Source organism: Corynebacterium sp. KPL1986, assembly GCF_000477975.1.
Classification (GTDB): domain Bacteria; phylum Actinomycetota; class Actinomycetes; order Mycobacteriales; family Mycobacteriaceae; genus Corynebacterium; species Corynebacterium accolens.
Window position 1 is genome coordinate 1,809,270 of record NZ_KI515719.1, and the last position, 16,676, is coordinate 1,825,945.

General features: G+C 58.3%; 17 protein-coding genes. 6 read left to right on the plus strand and 11 right to left on the minus strand.

The window, feature by feature from the left end; all coding sequences use genetic code 11:
• Window positions 1-88: 88 nt before the first annotated feature.
• Window positions 89-1,450, plus strand: a complete 1,362-nt coding sequence (locus tag HMPREF1287_RS08285; RefSeq protein WP_005275975.1) for an MFS transporter — start codon at window positions 89-91, stop codon at window positions 1,448-1,450.
• Window positions 1,451-1,525: 75 nt separating this feature from the next.
• Here the strand turns inward: HMPREF1287_RS08285 and HMPREF1287_RS08290 are convergent, their stop codons facing one another.
• Genes HMPREF1287_RS08290 through rpmH form a run of 7 tightly spaced genes read right to left on the minus strand, consistent with a single transcriptional unit; the run spans window position 1,526 to window position 5,858 of the window.
• Window positions 1,526-2,566, minus strand: coding sequence for a ParB/RepB/Spo0J family partition protein (locus HMPREF1287_RS08290; protein ID WP_005275978.1), 1,041 nt, complete (start codon window positions 2,564-2,566; stop codon window positions 1,526-1,528).
• A gap of 6 nt (window positions 2,567-2,572) precedes the next feature.
• Window positions 2,573-3,421: a ParA family protein gene (locus HMPREF1287_RS08295; RefSeq protein WP_005275982.1), complete on the minus strand. Its 849-nt coding sequence runs from the start codon at window positions 3,419-3,421 to the stop codon at window positions 2,573-2,575.
• Window positions 3,422-3,431: 10 nt separating this feature from the next.
• Complete coding sequence (gene rsmG / locus HMPREF1287_RS08300; protein ID WP_034653716.1) at window positions 3,432-4,031, minus strand: 16S rRNA (guanine(527)-N(7))-methyltransferase RsmG; 600 nt, start codon at window positions 4,029-4,031, stop codon at window positions 3,432-3,434.
• 33 nt (window positions 4,032-4,064) lie between these two features.
• Complete coding sequence (yidC, locus tag HMPREF1287_RS08305) at window positions 4,065-5,048, minus strand: membrane protein insertase YidC (protein WP_023016403.1); 984 nt, start codon at window positions 5,046-5,048, stop codon at window positions 4,065-4,067.
• 13 nt (window positions 5,049-5,061) lie between these two features.
• Window positions 5,062-5,343 (minus strand): membrane protein insertion efficiency factor YidD, encoded by a 282-nt coding sequence (gene yidD, locus HMPREF1287_RS12190; protein ID WP_172596733.1) that lies wholly within the window; start codon window positions 5,341-5,343, stop codon window positions 5,062-5,064.
• Window positions 5,331-5,711, minus strand: a complete 381-nt coding sequence (gene rnpA / locus HMPREF1287_RS08310) for a ribonuclease P protein component (RefSeq protein ID WP_034653281.1) — start codon at window positions 5,709-5,711, stop codon at window positions 5,331-5,333. Before rnpA ends, yidD begins: the two co-directional genes overlap by 13 nt.
• A 3-nt stretch (window positions 5,712-5,714) precedes the next feature.
• Entirely contained in the window at window positions 5,715-5,858 is a 144-nt protein-coding gene (rpmH, locus tag HMPREF1287_RS08315; protein WP_005275994.1) for a 50S ribosomal protein L34, read from the minus strand.
• A gap of 672 nt (window positions 5,859-6,530) precedes the next feature.
• On the opposite strand from rpmH, the gene dnaA reads away from it, so the two are divergent.
• From dnaA to gyrB, 5 genes are all read left to right on the plus strand, one after another.
• Entirely contained in the window at window positions 6,531-8,231 is a 1,701-nt protein-coding gene (gene dnaA / locus HMPREF1287_RS08320) for a chromosomal replication initiator protein DnaA (protein ID WP_005280467.1), read from the plus strand.
• A 628-nt stretch (window positions 8,232-8,859) separates the two neighbouring features.
• A complete protein-coding gene (gene dnaN, locus HMPREF1287_RS08325; protein WP_023016404.1) occupies window positions 8,860-10,041 on the plus strand; it encodes a DNA polymerase III subunit beta in 1,182 nt (393 codons plus the stop codon).
• On the plus strand, window positions 10,041-11,231 hold the full coding sequence (gene recF, locus HMPREF1287_RS08330; RefSeq protein ID WP_023016405.1) for a DNA replication/repair protein RecF: 1,191 nt from the start codon (window positions 10,041-10,043) through the stop codon (window positions 11,229-11,231). Before dnaN ends, recF begins: the two co-directional genes overlap by 1 nt.
• Window positions 11,228-11,797 (plus strand): DciA family protein, encoded by a 570-nt coding sequence (locus HMPREF1287_RS08335; protein WP_023016406.1) that lies wholly within the window; start codon window positions 11,228-11,230, stop codon window positions 11,795-11,797. The genes recF and HMPREF1287_RS08335 overlap by 4 nt, the downstream gene beginning before the upstream one ends.
• A 168-nt stretch (window positions 11,798-11,965) precedes the next feature.
• The gene (gene gyrB / locus HMPREF1287_RS08340; RefSeq protein WP_023016407.1) at window positions 11,966-14,035 is read left to right on the plus strand and encodes a DNA topoisomerase (ATP-hydrolyzing) subunit B; all 2,070 of its coding nucleotides are present in this window, start codon (window positions 11,966-11,968) and stop codon (window positions 14,033-14,035) included.
• A gap of 93 nt (window positions 14,036-14,128) precedes the next feature.
• Here the strand turns inward: gyrB and HMPREF1287_RS08345 are convergent, their stop codons facing one another.
• From HMPREF1287_RS08345 to HMPREF1287_RS08360, 4 genes are read right to left on the minus strand one after another with little or no spacing between them, the layout of a single operon-like run.
• Window positions 14,129-15,628 (minus strand): MFS transporter, encoded by a 1,500-nt coding sequence (locus HMPREF1287_RS08345; protein ID WP_023016408.1) that lies wholly within the window; start codon window positions 15,626-15,628, stop codon window positions 14,129-14,131.
• Between the two features lie 60 nt (window positions 15,629-15,688).
• On the minus strand, window positions 15,689-16,126 hold the full coding sequence (locus HMPREF1287_RS08350) for a hypothetical protein (RefSeq protein ID WP_023016409.1): 438 nt from the start codon (window positions 16,124-16,126) through the stop codon (window positions 15,689-15,691).
• Window positions 16,127-16,137: 11 nt separating this feature from the next.
• On the minus strand, window positions 16,138-16,395 hold the full coding sequence (locus HMPREF1287_RS08355; RefSeq protein WP_023016410.1) for a hypothetical protein: 258 nt from the start codon (window positions 16,393-16,395) through the stop codon (window positions 16,138-16,140).
• Window positions 16,392-16,613 carry a hypothetical protein gene (locus tag HMPREF1287_RS08360; protein WP_005280480.1) on the minus strand — a complete coding sequence of 74 codons (222 nt, stop codon included), beginning with the start codon at window positions 16,611-16,613 and terminating at the stop codon, window positions 16,392-16,394. The genes HMPREF1287_RS08355 and HMPREF1287_RS08360 overlap by 4 nt, the downstream gene beginning before the upstream one ends.
• Window positions 16,614-16,676: the final 63 nt, after the last annotated feature.

The following is a 16,676-nucleotide window of genomic DNA, read 5'->3' on the forward strand; positions in this document are numbered from 1 at the left end:
GTTTGGGGCGCAAGCATTCTTTTGTGGCTGAGCCACCGTGTAATATCAGTCCAGTTATTGACTACTACACAGTGAATGGATTCCCATTATGGGCAGCTCAACCTCCGCCCCAATTTCCACAAAAGAAACCCGCCGCGTGGTAGCTGCCACCACAATCGGAACCGCGATTGAATGGTACGACTACTTTCTCTATGCCGCGGTTGCCGGCCTGGTATTCAACCAGGTGATGTTCGGCCCCTTAGAAGGCGGGGTAGCCAGCATCGTCTCCTTCGCCTCCGTGGGCCTATCTTTCCTTTTTCGCCCACTTGGCGCGTTCCTAGCGGGACATTTCGGTGACCGTCTTGGCCGCCGCCTCGTTCTCATGGTCACCCTTTTTGCCATGGGTGGCGCGACCACGCTGATTGGCCTCCTGCCCACCTACGATACGGCGGGTGTCTGGGCCCCCATCCTGTTGATTTTCCTCCGCATCATTCAAGGCATCTCTGCCGGGGGAGAGTGGGGGTCAGCGGTACTGCTTGCAGTTGAGCATGCTCCCAACGATAAGCGCGGCCTCTTCGGCGCTGGACCACAGATCGGAGTCCCCATCGGCCTGCTGATGTCCTCTGGCGTGCTGTCCATCATGAACATCATCGCGCCAGGGGATGCCTTCCTTGAGTGGGGTTGGCGCGTGCCGTTCTTGCTTTCCTTTGTCCTCGTGATCATCGGTTACGCCGTCCGCGTCGGCGTAGATGAATCACCGGTTTTTCAGGAGATCTCAGATAATAAGAAACGCGAGGCGGCAAACCCCATTGGGATCCTTTTCAAACGGTATTTCCCGCTTGTCCTCGTCGCGGCCCTAGTCTTTGCAGGTAACGGCACCGTGGGCTATATGACCACCGGTGGCTATATCCAAAATTATGCAACCAACCCCGAGGGCCCGGTCTCGCTCGCGCGTGGCGATGTCCTCAATGCCGTCACCCTATCCGCCTTCACGTGGCTTATCTTCACGCTTTTCGCTGGCTGGTTATCGGATTATATCGGGCGCCGCGCGACGTATCTCATCGGATTTGTCATTCAAGCAATCGGCGCAGCGGCCCTTTTCCCGCTGGTAAATACGGCGTCCCTAGGATTGCTGTATGCCGCCCTCATTTTCCTGACGGTAGGCCTCGGCTTAACCTACGGTGCGCAATCTGCCATGTATACCGAGCTTTTCCCTGCATCCATCCGTGCCTCGGGCGTATCGATTACTTATGCCATCGGTTCCGTCCTCGGCGGTGCCTTCGCCCCGATGATCGCCGCAGCATTGGTAGAAGCAACGGGCACGACCTTTGCGGTTTCCGTCTATCTTGTCTCCGCAAGCATCGTCGGATTTATTGCGGCCCTACTCCTGCGTGAGCGCAAGGGCATTCCGCTTGGCGCCGAATACGAGGAAGAACAAGCCAAGGGCCACTTCATCTTTTCTAAGAAATAGTGCCCTCGCTCTAAAGAGGAGGGCACTCACCTTGCGGAAGTGGCAGGCACCTGGGGAACCTGCCACAGGAGCCAGTTATTTATCCCGCTCCATCAGCGCCATGATGCGCTCGAAATCTTCCTGGTCGCCGAATTCTACGACCATCTTGCCCTTGCGCTTGCCCATGGTCACGGTGACCTTGGTATCGAAGCGATCCGAGAGGCGCTCGGCCGAGTCGGTGAAAAATTGCGGCTGTGGTACCTGAGACTTCTTCTTATTCTCCGCAGGCTTTCCGTCGCGCTTATATAGCGTCACGGCTTCCTCGGTGGCGCGCACGGATAAGCCCTCCGAAATAACCCGGTCCGCGATGTAGTCCATCGCTTCCTTGTCATCGAGGCCCAAGATAGCGCGGGCGTGACCAGCCGAGAGCGTGCCTGCGGCAACTCGCTTTTGCACATCCACTGGCAACCGCAGCAGGCGAAGCATATTGGTCACCTGCGGGCGGGAGCGGCCAATGCGGTCTGCTAGTTCGTTCTGGGTAACGCCGAACTCTTCCAAAAGCTGCTGATAGGCGTGTGCCTCTTCCAAAGGGTTGAGCTGGACGCGGTGGATGTTTTCCAGCAGGGCATCGCGCAGCAGATTGTCATCTTTGGTATCGCGCACGATGGCGGGAATGGTGGCCAGGCCAGCCTTAGAGGAGGCGCGCCAACGGCGCTCACCCATGATGAGCTCGAATCCGCCTTCCTCGGAGGGACGGACGACGACCGGCTGCAGGAGGCCGAACTCGCGGATGGAGTGAACCAGCTCGCTGAGCTCATCCTCATCAAAAACGGTTCGCGGCTGCTTGGGGTTGGGAACGATTTCCCCCACGGAAATCTCGCGGTAGGTCGCCCCAATTGCTGCCGGCGTAGCTTGCCGCTTCTTGGAGGACTTGGACCCGGATCCTTGTTGGATGGTGGGGGCGCCCTTCACGCGCTTCTCGCCGCGTGCCTTGCGCTCGCTATTGCCCGTGGAATTTCCCAGGATAATATCTGCGGCGGAATCACCCAGCCGTGGCTTGCGGGTAGGTGCATCGGGGCCGGACGGGATGAGAGCGGCCAAGCCTTTGCCTAGGCCACCTTGCTTTTGTTCTGCCATGAAATCCTATCCTTCCAATTCCGCATAAATTTCGGGGCTCACGCCAATCGCTCCCGTGGTGGGATGCGGGCGATAATCACCGCGCCTGTTGAGCTCGCGAGCCGCCGCGAGATACGCCCGTGCACCGGTGGATGAAGGGGCGTAATCAATGACCGTAGTCCCGTAACCAGGCGCCTCTGAGACGCGCACAGAACGCGGGATGACGTTACCCATGACAACGGCGCCAAATTGCTCGCGAACGTTATCGGCTACATCCTCGGCCAAACGCGTACGTGCATCATACATGGTAAGGAGCACCGCAGAGATATGCAGATCTTCATTGAGGTGCTCGCGAATCATCGTGATATTGCCCAATAACTGGCCCACGCCCTCCAGTGCGTAATACTCGCACTGGATAGGAATAATAACTTCCTCCGCACACGTCATGGCATTGATCGTCAGCAAGCCCAAAGATGGCGGGCAATCAATAAAGACGTATTCAAAGCCGTGTTCTTCTAGGAACCCTTTATGGAGGGCATCGTAAAGCCGAAACTCGCGGCGGACGAGGGAGACCATCTCAATTTCTGCGCCGGCAAGATCGATGGTCGCGGGGATGCAATAAAGGTTGGAATTGTGCGGGGAAGCCTGCATGGCCTTTTCCGCAGTGCAATCGCCCAAGAGCAATTCATAGCTGGAATCGGTTCCTGAGCTATGTTCCGCGCCCATGGCGGTCGATGCGTTTCCCTGGGGGTCAAGGTCAATGACCAATACCTTCTTGCCTTCAGTAGCAAGGGCTGCGGCCAAGTTAGCGGCGGAGGTGGTTTTACCTACGCCGCCCTTCTGGTTAGCAATGGTGATAAGGCGCGGATTAGTCATGCCGTCTACTTTAGTTCACGCGCGGGACACGGATAATCGTGGTTCCGTGAACGGTCGTGACCTCGGCTTTTCCGCCGCCGGCCTTCTTAATATCCGCGGCATCGCGCTCCAATTCTTCGTGTACAGAAGAGCCCTTCAGCGCGATCATCTCCCCGCCCTTGCGCACTAGGGGAAGAGACCACTTTGCCAGCTTTCCCAGGGGAGCTACCGCGCGGGAGGTCACCACGTCCGCGCCGGCCACTGCCTTTTTAATGGGGCCTTCTTCGGCGCGCCCGCGCAGCACGGTGACGTTATCTAATCCCAGGTTTTCGGTGACCTCGTTGAGGTAGTTATAGCGCTTTAACAGCGGCTCAATGAGCGTGATGTGCAGATCGGGGCGAGCAATCGCCAGCGGAATGCCGGGCAGCCCGGCACCAGAGCCGACATCGATAACCGTGGCGCCTTCCGGAATGACTTGTTCAATAACTGCGCAGTTTAAGATGTGGCGCTCCCACAGCCGCGGTACCTCGCGCGGGCCGATAAAACCACGAGTGGACCCGTCTGTAGCGAGCGAATCGTGGTATTCCTGCGCGAGCGGCAGGCGAGAGCCAAATACTGCAGACGGGTCCATCTCGGACACTATGAGAATCTCCTCAGTAGCTGTTTAGTTGTCGTTCTTCCGCTGTTTCTTCGTGCGGTTATCTTTCTTGCGAGCGCCAGGCTTTGGAGCGGTAGTGCGCTTGGCCTCAATCTTAGCGGCCTCTTCCTCTTCTTCTTCGCGGTCCATCTTGCCGTAGATGATGCGGGTCTGGAAGAAGGTCCACACGGTGTTGGACAGCATGTAGAACAGCAAACCGATGGGCCAGATGAAGCCGGAGAAGATCAGCATTGCGGGCATGACCCACAGCATCATCTTGGACATCATGGCCATCTGCTGCTGCATCATTTCCGCATTCTGACCCTGCGGGGCAGAAGTCTTGCCCTGGGCGCGGCGCTTTTCCTGGCGGTTCAGGCTCATACGCGCGTTGAAGTGCATCAACACGACAATCACGGCAATCATCGGCACGATGATGAACGCCGCCTGGGTGGTGGTGGTAACACCTTCCACCAAGGGCGAGTTCAGGCGCAGGTTCGTCACCAGCGGAACGCCGAAGATCTTGGCGTCCAAGAACTGCTGGACGAGCTCCGGCTTAAAGATGTAGTTCGCGGTATTGGCATTGTCCTCAATGGACATCGGCTCGCCGCTGGGGTGTCCAAAGCCGCCGGCTACAGACACCGTGCGGTCGAACGAGCGCAGCACGTGGAAAAGACCAATGAACATTGGAATCTGCACCAAGACCGGAAGGCAGCCGGCCATCGGGCGGACGCCAGCTTCCTTATAGACCTTCTGCATCTCCTGCGCGGCGCGAGCCTGATCCTTGCCGTACTTCGCGCGGATTTCCTGCACCTTGGGCTGGATTTCCTGCATCTTGCGCGAAGATCGAATCTGGCTCACGGTGGGCTTGACCATGAGCGCCTTCAGCGTCCAGGTCAGCAGCACGATGGCCAAAATCCACGTAATGCCCCAGGCGGGATCCATTACGAGGGATAGCAGCCAGTGCCAGAACCATAAAACGGCCGAAATTGGCCAGTAAATGAAATTAAGCACGAGTGTTTAATCCTCAGTTGTTGTTGGTGACCGGTACCGGGACTGGATCGAATCCGCCCGGATGCCAGGGCCCACATTTGCACACCCTAGCCATTGCCATCGCCGTACCTTTAAGCGCGCCATGTCTGGACAACGCCTCTAAGGCGTAAGCACTGCATGTCGGTTCGAACCGACAGGTTGATACCATCTTAAGGCCCGAGACATGTTTTTGGTAGAAACGAACCGCTTTAACCAGCGGCGCGGCCAGTCCGGAGGCTGCAGGAATTTCTTCCCCACGGGTATTTAAATATCCCATTGCTTGCGCAGCGCCTTAGTAATATCTTTTTCTAATTGCTCACTGGTGGCGGTCGCGCTGGCAGGTAGCGCACGGATGACAACATCCACGCCCGCTGGGAGCTTGGGGATGAGCGTCATGCACACATGGCGAAGCCGCCGGGAGGTGCGGTGGCGTACCACTGCATTCCCGACGGCTTTAGAAACAATGAGGCCGAATCGCGGCCCAGTGGCCGCGATCTCGGCCGGATTGCCCATGGTGCCATTGGAATTCGCACTCATGGTGTCGCGCGCATGCACGACGACGGTGCGAGTGCCCTGCCGGCGACTACCCTTCATCGTCCGCCGAAATTGCGGCGGTGATGTGAGCTTGTGGTGGGCTGGCAGCATGACTTATGCGGACAGCTTTGCGCGGCCCTTCTTGCGGCGAGCGGCCACAATTGCACGACCGGAGCGGGTGCTCATGCGAGTGCGGAAACCGTGCTTACGTGCACGGCGACGGTTGTTCGGCTGGAACGTGCGCTTACCCTTTGCCACGTCAATTCTCCTTGAAGTTGTACGTGGACATACTGCCGCCTGAAAACGGCAGCACATCCACTGATGAATGGATTCCATGAACCTGACGCGTCACTGTTATCCAAATGCTCGGCGAGCTCTGGTAGCCCAGCCAATGCGAAGTGACGCCGTCCTGTTCATACGCAACTCTCTGTTGCAATAGACCATGCCAGATTACGTGATTTAAACCGCTGGGAACAAATCGACACCCGGTTACACCCGAAATTACATAAGTGTTTTTTCCTGCAGCTAGAGGGCCAGTTTTCGCGCTCATGCTGCGGCTAATCCTTCGCGCCGCAACCCTCCATAGCATTTTGCATTTTAAGTATAAATCCTCCGTTAGACACACCCGCCTTCGCGGCGGTAGAACTAAGGAATCGAATTCCACAGCAAGCTAACAGTTGTGGATAACTCTAAATAACCACTTGAGAGTTTTACTGTTTCCGCAGTACAACGCCATAAAGTGGGCTATCACAAGTTATCCACAGCCATGCACTAAGCTGTGAATAACTATTTCTTCCACACCTGTGGATAACTCTGTGGAGATCGAGGTGACTCGATAAAAACCACTGTGAAAACCGCGGTGGAATCCACCGTGGAATTTGTTATTTACTGTCCACCCGTCCCCGAGAGAATTATTGAAGGTAGCCCGTTGTGACTGAACCACAAGCGAACCTAGAAGCTGTGTGGCGCGCGATCGTCGATGATCTGCTCGCGCAATCCGAGCAGCCCAACTCTGAGGTCCCGAGCTTTTCGCATACGCAACGCCTCTACCTGCAGTTGGTTCGCCCGATCATGATGGTGGAAGGCTACACGCTTGTCGCAGCGGAAAATGTCAACGCCAAAGAAGTTGTAGAAAATGAACTCGGCGGATACATCTCCAAGGCCCTTACCCGCCACCTTGGTCGCCCGTGTTCTTTCGCCGTCACCTTGGCTACCCCACAGGAGCCACAACCGCCGGCTAACCCGTCGAATTCGGGGCCGGCACCGGGAGGGGCATCGGCAAGCACGCAGGCCCCTTCCTCCCAACCCAACCCGCAGGCGCAGCACATGCCACCGGCGCAGACCGATTCTTCCTCTGCGCACAATTACGTCTCTCGCCCCCAGCAAACGGATGCAGCGGCAGCCCGCGGAAACAACAACTCCACCGCAGGTCAGACCCCGCCTAATTGGCGGTCCAGCCATGCCCCGGCAAGCCTGGATGAATTGGCGGAGCACTACACCAGCCAGCAGGACTATAACCGCCAGCAACCAGAATTTGGCGGATCTGCGAATGCCGCGCGCATTCCCCGGGAGGCCCCAGCGCACGATCCCAACCGGGAAACCTCGCTAAACCCGAAGCACACTTTTGAAAGCTTCGTCATCGGTTCTTCGAATCGTTTTGCCAATGGCGCGGCAGTAGCGGTGGCGGAAAATCCCGCCCGCGCCTATAACCCGTTATTTATCTGGGGTGGCTCCGGACTGGGTAAAACGCACCTTTTGCATGCCGCCGGCAACTACGCACAGGTGCTACACCCAGGGTTGCGCGTGAAATACGTGTCCTCGGAAGAATTTACGAATGACTATATTAATTCCTTGCGCGATGACCGCCAGGAATCCTTCAAGCGGCGCTACCGCAACCTCGATATTTTGATGGTGGATGACATCCAGTTCTTAGAGGGCAAGGAATCCACGCAGGAGGAGTTTTTCCACACCTTCAATGCGCTGCACCAGGCCAATAAACAGATCATTTTGTCCTCGGACCGGCCGCCAAAACAGCTCACCACGCTGGAGGATCGCCTGCGCACGCGCTTTGAGGGCGGGCTGATTACAGATATTCAACCGCCTGACCTGGAAACCCGCATCGCCATTTTGATGAAGAAGGCCGCCGCCGATGGCACTGAGGTGGATCGCTCCGTCCTGGAGCTCATCGCCTCGCGCTTCGAGTCTTCCATCCGCGAGCTCGAGGGCGCGCTCATTCGCGTATCCGCGTACTCCTCCCTGGTCAATGAGCCGATCAACGTGGAAATGGCAGAAATTGCGTTGCGCGATCTCGCGCCGGATTCTGCTGACAGGCAAATTACCGCGGCCTCCATCATGGAGGTCACCGCGGAATACTTCGATATTGATGTAGAAACTCTGCGCGGTGCTGGCAAGAAGCGCGCGGTGGCCCACGCCCGCCAGCTGGCGATGTACCTCTGCCGCGAATTGACCGAGCTATCGCTGCCCAAGATTGGCGAGCAATTCGGCGGCAAGGACCACACCACGGTGATCTACGCCGATCGCAAGATCCGCAAAGAGATGACTGAAAAGCGCAATACCTACGACGAGATCCAGTCCCTGACCCAGCGCATCAAGAATCGCGGTCGCGCCTAGATCAAACGAACCACCCGGTGGCGTCTTCCTTAAATAACAGGAAGGCGCCATTTTTGTAAGCAGGCGCCGCGCTTGCCGATGCCCCCACCTTCCACCACCGCTCACCAGCGCCTACCAGGGGCTATGTGCCGGTAAGAGTCGTATAAACAGCTATCCACAAAGTTATCCACACCTGTGTAATTTCATGGATGTAATTTGTAGATTTTACTCACAGTTTTAAATTCCACAGGCCCTATCCAGCACAGACGCCCCTGTGATCAGCACTGTGTGCAGATCCGTGGAAAACTAGTGCAGGCTGTGGATAAAACGATGACCCGCCAATTTATCCACACTACGGGCCAGTTGATCACAGCAAGATCACAAGAATTGGCACACCCCGGATCGCTGCGCTGAACTTGTCATTTACCCCGTTGATCACAGATCCCACAGCGCTTATTACTACTACTAAATTATTTCTCTGATCTTGTAAGTAGAAAGGGGATGTGTGAAATTGTGCCCGGTCCCGAGCGCCCGGCGCTGGCTCGGACGGGCGGAGGCAAAATTACAAGGTTCACCGGATGCGGTAAGTTGGAAGCCAGCTTTTGAAAGTTACACATTCCTACCCCGCCAAAGAGGAGCTCTTCGCACCATGGATGAAGCCGTGTCATTTCGCGTTGCCAAAGATGACCTTGCCAACGCCGTAGCGTGGGTTGCCCGCAGCCTGCCTTCCAAGGTCACCCAGCCAGTGCTGCGCGCGATGCTCATCACCGCTGATGACAACGGCTTAGAGTTCACCGGCTTTGATTACGAGGTTTCTACCAAGGTGCGCATCGCCGGCATGGTGGATGAGCCCGGCCAGATCGCCGTTGCCGGTAAATTGCTTTCCGATATCGTGGCTACCTTGCCCAATAAGGAAGTTGAGATCTCCCAGGTAGATTCCAAGGCTTTGGTTACTTGTGGGTCCTCCCGCTTCGAGCTACCGCTCATCCCGCTCGATGATTACCCGCAATTGCCAGTCCTGCCTGAGGTCACCGGCACGATCCAACCGCAGCTCTTCGCAGAGGCCATCCAGCAGGTGGCATCCGCAGCCGGCAAGGATGACACCTTGCCCATGCTCACTGGCGTGCACATGGATATCCACGGCAAGGATATTGAGATGACGGCAACGGACCGCTTCCGTTTGGCCATGCGCACCCTGGAGTGGGAGCCGGCCGCTGAGGATGTAGAAGCAAAGCTCCTGGTCCCGGCAAAGACCTTGCAAGATACCGGCCGCAGCCTGGATCCGCATTTGAATATTCCCATCGAGATCGCGGTGGGTTCCGGGGATAATATCGGCGCCGATGGCCTATTTGGCCTGCACGCGGATAACCGAGAAACCACTACGCGCATGCTGGATGCGGATTTCCCAAACGTCCAGCCCCTGCTTCCGAAGTCGCACACGAATATTGCCTCCGTTGAGGTAGCGCCGCTGCAAGAGGCCATTCGCCGCGTTTCCCTGCTGACGGACCGCAATGCGCAGATCCGCATGGAATTTGCCGATGGCCAGGTCACCCTGTCCGCCGGCGCCGATGCCGGTAATGCCACCGAGACGCTGCCGTGCGCGTTCCATGGCCGCGATGAATTCCTCATCGCCTTCAACCCGGGCTATTTGAAGGACGGCCTGGCGGTCATCAACACCGATCGCGTGGTCTTCGGGTTTACGGAGCCTTCCCGCCCCGCCATCATGATCCCGGAGCCAGAGGAACTGCCGGAAGCGGATGAGGATGGCAATTTCCCCACGCCGCAGACCAACTTCACCTACCTCTTAATGCCGGTTCGCCTGCCAGGTTAATGTTTATACGGGATCTCGATGTTCGGGATTTTCGCTCATGGCCCGAACTAAAGCTTGAGCTGGGCCCAGGGATTACTCTGTTTGTGGGCCGCAATGGCTTTGGCAAGACCAATATCGTGGAAGCCGTGGGCTATACCGCCCACCTGTCTTCCCACCGCGTCTCCCATGATTCGCCGCTGGTGCGCCAGGGCGCGCAGAGCGCGCGGGTGTCCCTTACTGCCGTCAACCAGGGGCGCGAATTAACCACTCACCTGCTTATACAACCCCATGCCGCCAACCAGGCGCAGATTAACCGCACCAGGCTGCGCAGCCCGCGCGAGCTACTCGGCGTGGTGAAAACGGTACTGTTTTCTCCTGAGGATTTGGCCTTGGTGCGCGGTGAGCCCGCGGGGCGCCGCGCGTATCTCGATAGCATCATTGCCTCGCGCACCCCGCGCCTAGCTGGGGTTAAGGCGGATTATGACAAGGTATTAAAGCAGCGCAATGCGTTGTTGAAGTCGGCATCGGCAAGCTTGCGGCGCGGCTACGGCGATAGCGACGGCGCATCGGCGCTGTCCACGCTGGATACATGGGATGCCCAGCTCGCGCGCTTAGGTGCACAGGTCATTGCGGCGCGCCTTGCGCTTGTCGATGCCCTCTTGGAACACATTCCCGCCGCCTATGCCGGCCTCGCGCCGGAGTCGCGGCCTGCGCACGTGGAGTATAAATCCACCATCGATACCTCTGACCGCGAGGTGCTGGAGGCGGTCATGCTGACCGAGCTGGCAACTGCCCGGCAGCGCGAGATCGAGCGCGGGATCTCTTTGGTGGGCCCGCACCGCGATGATCTCGTGCTCCACCTGGGGGATCAGCCGGCCAAGGGTTTTGCCAGCCACGGCGAAACCTGGTCTTATGCCATCGCCCTGCGCCTGGCGGAGTTTGAGCTCCTGCGCGAGGAGGGGGGATCCGATCCGGTCCTCATCTTGGATGATGTCTTTGCCGAGCTCGATGCCAAGCGCCGCACCCAGCTGGTTCACCTGGCCGCCACGGCGGAACAGGTGCTAATTACCGCCGCGGTGGATGAGGACTTACCGGATAACCTGGAACCCATCGTGCGTTACCGGGTAGGAGTGGAAGATACGGACCAGGGGCGCATTTCCACCCTGCACACGGAAGCAACAGCAGGAGAGGCTAGCGAGGAAGAAGCATGAGTGAGGAAGAAGGGGACACCGGCACGCAGCGCACGGATCCCGTTACCCAATACTTCCGGTTGGTGCGCTCTACCTCGAAGAATCCGCCAAAGCTTACGCGCCCAGTGCCGAAGATGCCGGTGCCCTCCTTGGAGGATGCCCAACAGCAGAACTATCGCGGCTACCAGGTAGGCAGGCCTACCGGCGCCGATGGCAGGAGGCCGCGGCGAAAGATCGACGTGCCGAGCCTGGGCGCACAGATTAAAAAGGAGATTTCCCACCGCGGCTGGGAGCATGAATTAGCGCACGGCTGGGTGATGGGTAATTGGGAAAACCTGGTGGGCGAGCGCATCGCCGCCCATACGCAGCCGCAAAAAATCAAGGACAAGATCGTCTACATTTCCTGCGATAACTCCACCTGGGCCACGGAACTGCGCTACCTGCAGCGGGAAATCCTGCGCAAAATTGCGGACCGGCTTGGTCCCGATGTCATCGCTGAGCTGCGGATCCATGGCCCGCGGCAGCAGCGCAATTACGAGGGTCGGCAGTGGGTGAAACCGCAGGGATCGCAAGATACCTACGGCTGATAAGTGGCTGATAGGCGCAGGTTAGCTCTGCCGTTTAAAAGATAAATAACCACAGAGCGCGCCACATAGCTACCTCTGGCCGGTGTGGGGTGTCATTCAGTAGGGGGTATGCGTGTAGAATAGTGAAAGTCTTAGAATTAGCTATAGCCAAAAGGAGAGCACGAATCCGTGGCTGAAGAACACGCATATGATGCTGGATCAATTACGATCCTGGAAGGTCTAGAGGCCGTCCGCAAGCGCCCCGGTATGTACATCGGTTCTACCGGATCGCGCGGTTTGCACCACCTTATCTGGGAGATCGTCGATAACTCCGTTGATGAGGCCATGGCAGGCTTCGCAGATAAGGTTACCGTCAAGCTCTTGGAAGATGGCGGCGTCGAGGTCATCGATAATGGCCGCGGTATCCCGGTGGAGATGCACGCCTCCGGTGCCCCGACCGTCCAGGTGGTCATGACGCAGCTGCACGCCGGCGGTAAATTCGACTCCGATTCCTATGCCGTTTCCGGCGGCTTGCACGGCGTCGGCATTTCCGTGGTCAACGCCCTATCCACCCGCGTGGAGGCGGAGATCAAGCGTGAGGGCAAGCACTGGTACCAAAACTTCCAGAACGCCATTCCGGATGACCTTGTAGAAGGCGGTAACGCCCGCGGCACCGGTACCAAGATTCGCTTCTGGGCGGACCCGGAGATCTTTGAAACCACCGAGTTCGATTACGACACCATTGCGCGCCGCCTGCAGGAGATGGCCTTCCTGAACAAGGGCTTGACCATCGAGCTTATCGATGAACGCGTGACCGAAGAGCAGATCGAGCTCGAGGAAATCGCCGATGCGGAATCCGGTGAGGCGAGCGCGGACGAGACATCCTTTGATGATGTGCCCGATGCCGGCGATACCTTTAACGAGGAAGACGACTCCAAGAACGTCACCAAGGCCGATAAGAAGCGCCGCAAGAAGATCACCTTCCACTACCCGGAGGGCCTGACGGACTACGTAAAATTCCTCAATAAGTCCAAGAGCGCAATTCACCCCACCATCGTGTCCTTCGAGGCAAAGGCCGAGGACCACGAGGTCGAGGTGGCCTTGCAGTGGAACCAGGGCTATAAGCAGTCCGTGCACACCTTTGCCAATACCATCAATACCCACGAGGGCGGCACGCACGAAGAGGGCTTCCGCGCAGCTTTGACCTCCTTGATGAACCGTTACGCCAAGGAGCACAAGCTCATCAAGGACAAGGACGGCAACCTTTCTGGCGATGACTGCCGCGAAGGCTTGGCCGCCGTCATTTCGGTCAAGGTGGGCGACCCGCAGTTCGAGGGCCAGACCAAGACCAAGCTGGGCAACTCCGAGATCAAGGGCTTTGTGCAGCGCTCGGTCAACGAGTACGTCAACGACTGGTTTGATGCCAACCCGGCAGAGGCAAAGGCCATTATCAATAAGGCCGTCTCCTCGGCGCATGCCCGCATGGCAGCGCGCAAGGCGCGCGAGATGGTGCGCCGCAAGTCCGCCACCGACTTGGGCGGACTGCCCGGCAAGCTCGCGGATTGCCGCTCTAAGGATCCGCGGAGTTCGGAGCTTTATATCGTGGAGGGTGACTCCGCGGGCGGTTCCGCGAAGGCCGGCCGTGACTCCATGTTCCAGGCCATCTTGCCCTTGCGCGGCAAGATCCTGAACGTGGAAAAGGCCCGCATGGATAAGGTCCTAAAGAACGCCGAGGTCCAGGCCATCATCACCGCGCTGGGCACCGGCATCCACGAGGAATTCGATATTAAGAAGCTGCGGTACGACAAGATCGTGCTGATGGCCGATGCCGATGTGGACGGCCAGCACATCGCCACGCTGCTGTTGACCCTGCTCTTCCGCTTTATGCCGCAGTTGGTTGAGGATGGCCACGTGTACTTGGCTAACCCGCCGCTCTACAAGCTGAAGTGGTCCAAGGGCACGCCTGGCTACGCCTTCTCTGATGACGAGCGCGATAAGCTGTTGGCAGAAGGCCTGGAGCAAAACCGCAAGATCAACAAGGATGACGGCATCCAGCGCTACAAGGGCTTGGGCGAGATGAACGCCTCCGAGCTCTGGGAGACCACCCTGGATCCCTCCACGCGCCTGTTGCGCCGCGTGGACCTGGAAGACGCACAGCGCGCTGATGAGTTGTTCTCCATCCTCATGGGTGATGACGTGGCCGCCCGCCGCTCCTTCATTACCCGCCGCGCGAAGGATGTCCGCTTCCTGGATATCTAAATCGCTGGCCTAGCCCTGTGCGTGCAGTGCCTAGAGCAATAGAGCCCACCGTGAATAATTCCACGGTGGGCTCTAACAATGAGGTGAGGAGCTTTAGCTGCTGGAAGAGCGCTGATCAGCAAACCCAAAGCTCAAGGACACCAGACAGACGGCGATGATGACGCCAAAGCCGGTCATGATGGATACGGGCCAATCTCCGGAGGTGCTTTGGAGCATGGCAAAGACGATGGCGGTAATGACGGCCAAGCCAATGGCGGTGCCGATGCGCTGGCCGGTTTGCAGGACCGCGCCGGAGGAACCGGCGTAGTTATCTGGGACCTGCGCCAAGGTCAGGGTTTGGTTAGGCGAGACCACGGCACCCTGGCCAAGCCCGATAAATGCCAAGGAGAGGATGAGCCACCATTCGCTCATTCCCCAGTGCGTGGTGCCCCAGACGAATGCCACCGTGGCGATGAGGCCAAAGATCGTGGTCAGCATGCCGATGATGACCACTATGCGCCCGTACCGCGAAATCTTGCGGCCCGCGATGGTAGCGGTAATGGAGTTGAGGAGCGCGGACGGAATACCCACCGAGCCGGCTGCCAGGGCGGAGTAGCCCAGGCCATTTTGGAAGTACAACGCAACGAGCACCCAGATGCTGGTAATGCCCATAAACCACAACGTGGCGATGATGGTGCCATTGCGGAAGCTCGAGGTGGCAAAGATATTGAGATCCACCATCGGCGGGTGGCCAGTGGCCTTGTGGTGGCGCTCCCACAGCACCCACACGCCAATGAGCACGGCACCTGCCAGAAGCAGCCACCACACGGCAGGGGACCCAGTGGAGTCCATAAAGGGGAAGAGGATGCACCATACTGCGGCACCAAGGATGAGCGCGCCGATGGGATCCAGGGTGGCCAGCGCCTTGAAGATGCCCAGCTTATTGCCTGCGGCATCGCGGACGCGGGAAAACAGCGGGCGTGGGAACCACATGAGGCCCAAGATGATGGCCAGCAGGCCGATCGGGGCATTGACCAGCATGGTCAGCCGCCACCCGTGGTCAGGGCCGCCGATCTTGATGAGGAAGCCGCCCAAGACCGGGCCGATGGCCACGGCGATTCCCACGGTGGCACCAAAGTATCCAAAGGCGCGGCCGCGCTCTTCCGCGCGGAAGTATTGCTGAATCATTCCCACGCCTTGGGGGTTCAGCAACCCTGCGCCAACGCCCTGCACAAAACGTGCGATATTCAGAGAATGCGCATTCGGCGCGAAACCCGCCACGGCGGCGCTAATGGTGTAGACGGCGATGCCGAGCAGGAAGATGCCCCCACGCCCCACGAGATCGCCGGCGCGCCCTGCGGCGACGAGGACCACGCCGAAGGTAAGCGCATAACCAGACAGCACCCATTGCACATCCGAATCCGTGGCACCAAGCCCAGACTGAATCGACGGCAGCGCCACGTTCACGATGGACACGCTAATTAGTGACATGAACACCGTGACCAGCACAATAATAAGAACCCGCCAGCGGGCGGGGTCTTGGCCGGCGGGGTAATCGGTACGGTTTGCTTCTGATGCCGACGATTTATGATGCGGGGAATAAGTCACTTCCACACTTATACTCCGCAGTCCAGAAAACCTTCAACCGCAGGAAAACCGGTGGAAACTATTTATTTACATGTGCTTTTGCACGACGCGGCCGAATGCAGGAACTTCCGGGCTTAAGATCTTGGTGGCCTTGCCGCGCAGGGAATTATAGGGTTTGCGCAGTGCGGCGGAGTTCACCTTTTCTACGTGCTTATCTGCGATATTCATAATTTCATCGCTGACCTCTTCTTGCCGCGGTTCAAGGAAGGCGCCGAAATCATCCTTCCCGCTTTCCGCAAAGTCCTGCCACCGCGGATCCAGGGCATCGAGGACATCCGGCAAGATCCGTTCCAGCGCCTTGGGGACGACGTTGGCATCGGCTTTTTTGGCGGCGGCCAATCCGCCTTTAATGGCCATGCCAGAAATGCCGGATTGGGCGGAGGCGACTTTTTCAACGAGAGCCCCGCACTCGGCGATGAACTCGGTGCGGGTGGATCCATGCATCAAGGTAGAAAGGTGAGACATGGTGCCATACTTTACGCGAATTTAGTGGCCATATAGACGCGGGCGCAGTACTGCGCGAAGGTCTGGTTTCCAGCATTTAACGCTGGCACCTTTTCTAAAACCTCCGCCATGGCTTGGGCTGCCTGTTGCTCATCGCCGTGAATGGCTATGCCCTCCAGGCGCGCGGTGCTGGCAGCCGCGGCGGCCACCAAGGCGGAATAGTTGATGATGCGGAGATTAAAGCGGGCGCAAAACTCTTGAGCCACTAGGTATAGCTGTTCGGGGCTCATGCGTGGGTCTTCCGTGCCCTGCGGATTTCGGCCTCTAGATCCGCGCGGCCGGGGAGGAGTTCGCGGGCGGTGGCTTGCACGTGGGCATCGGCAAGCGTACGCGAGGCCGCCGCCACGATGGCACGCACCACCGCCTCGTGCTTGGAGGTGCCTTGCGCGGAGGCCAAGAGGGTAAGGGCGTGATCTTGTTCTGCGGTAAGCCGTAATGTCATTGCCATGCCCCAGTGATACCACAGTGATACCACCGGTGCGGCAAATAAGGCCGATAAAGCCCGGAGAAG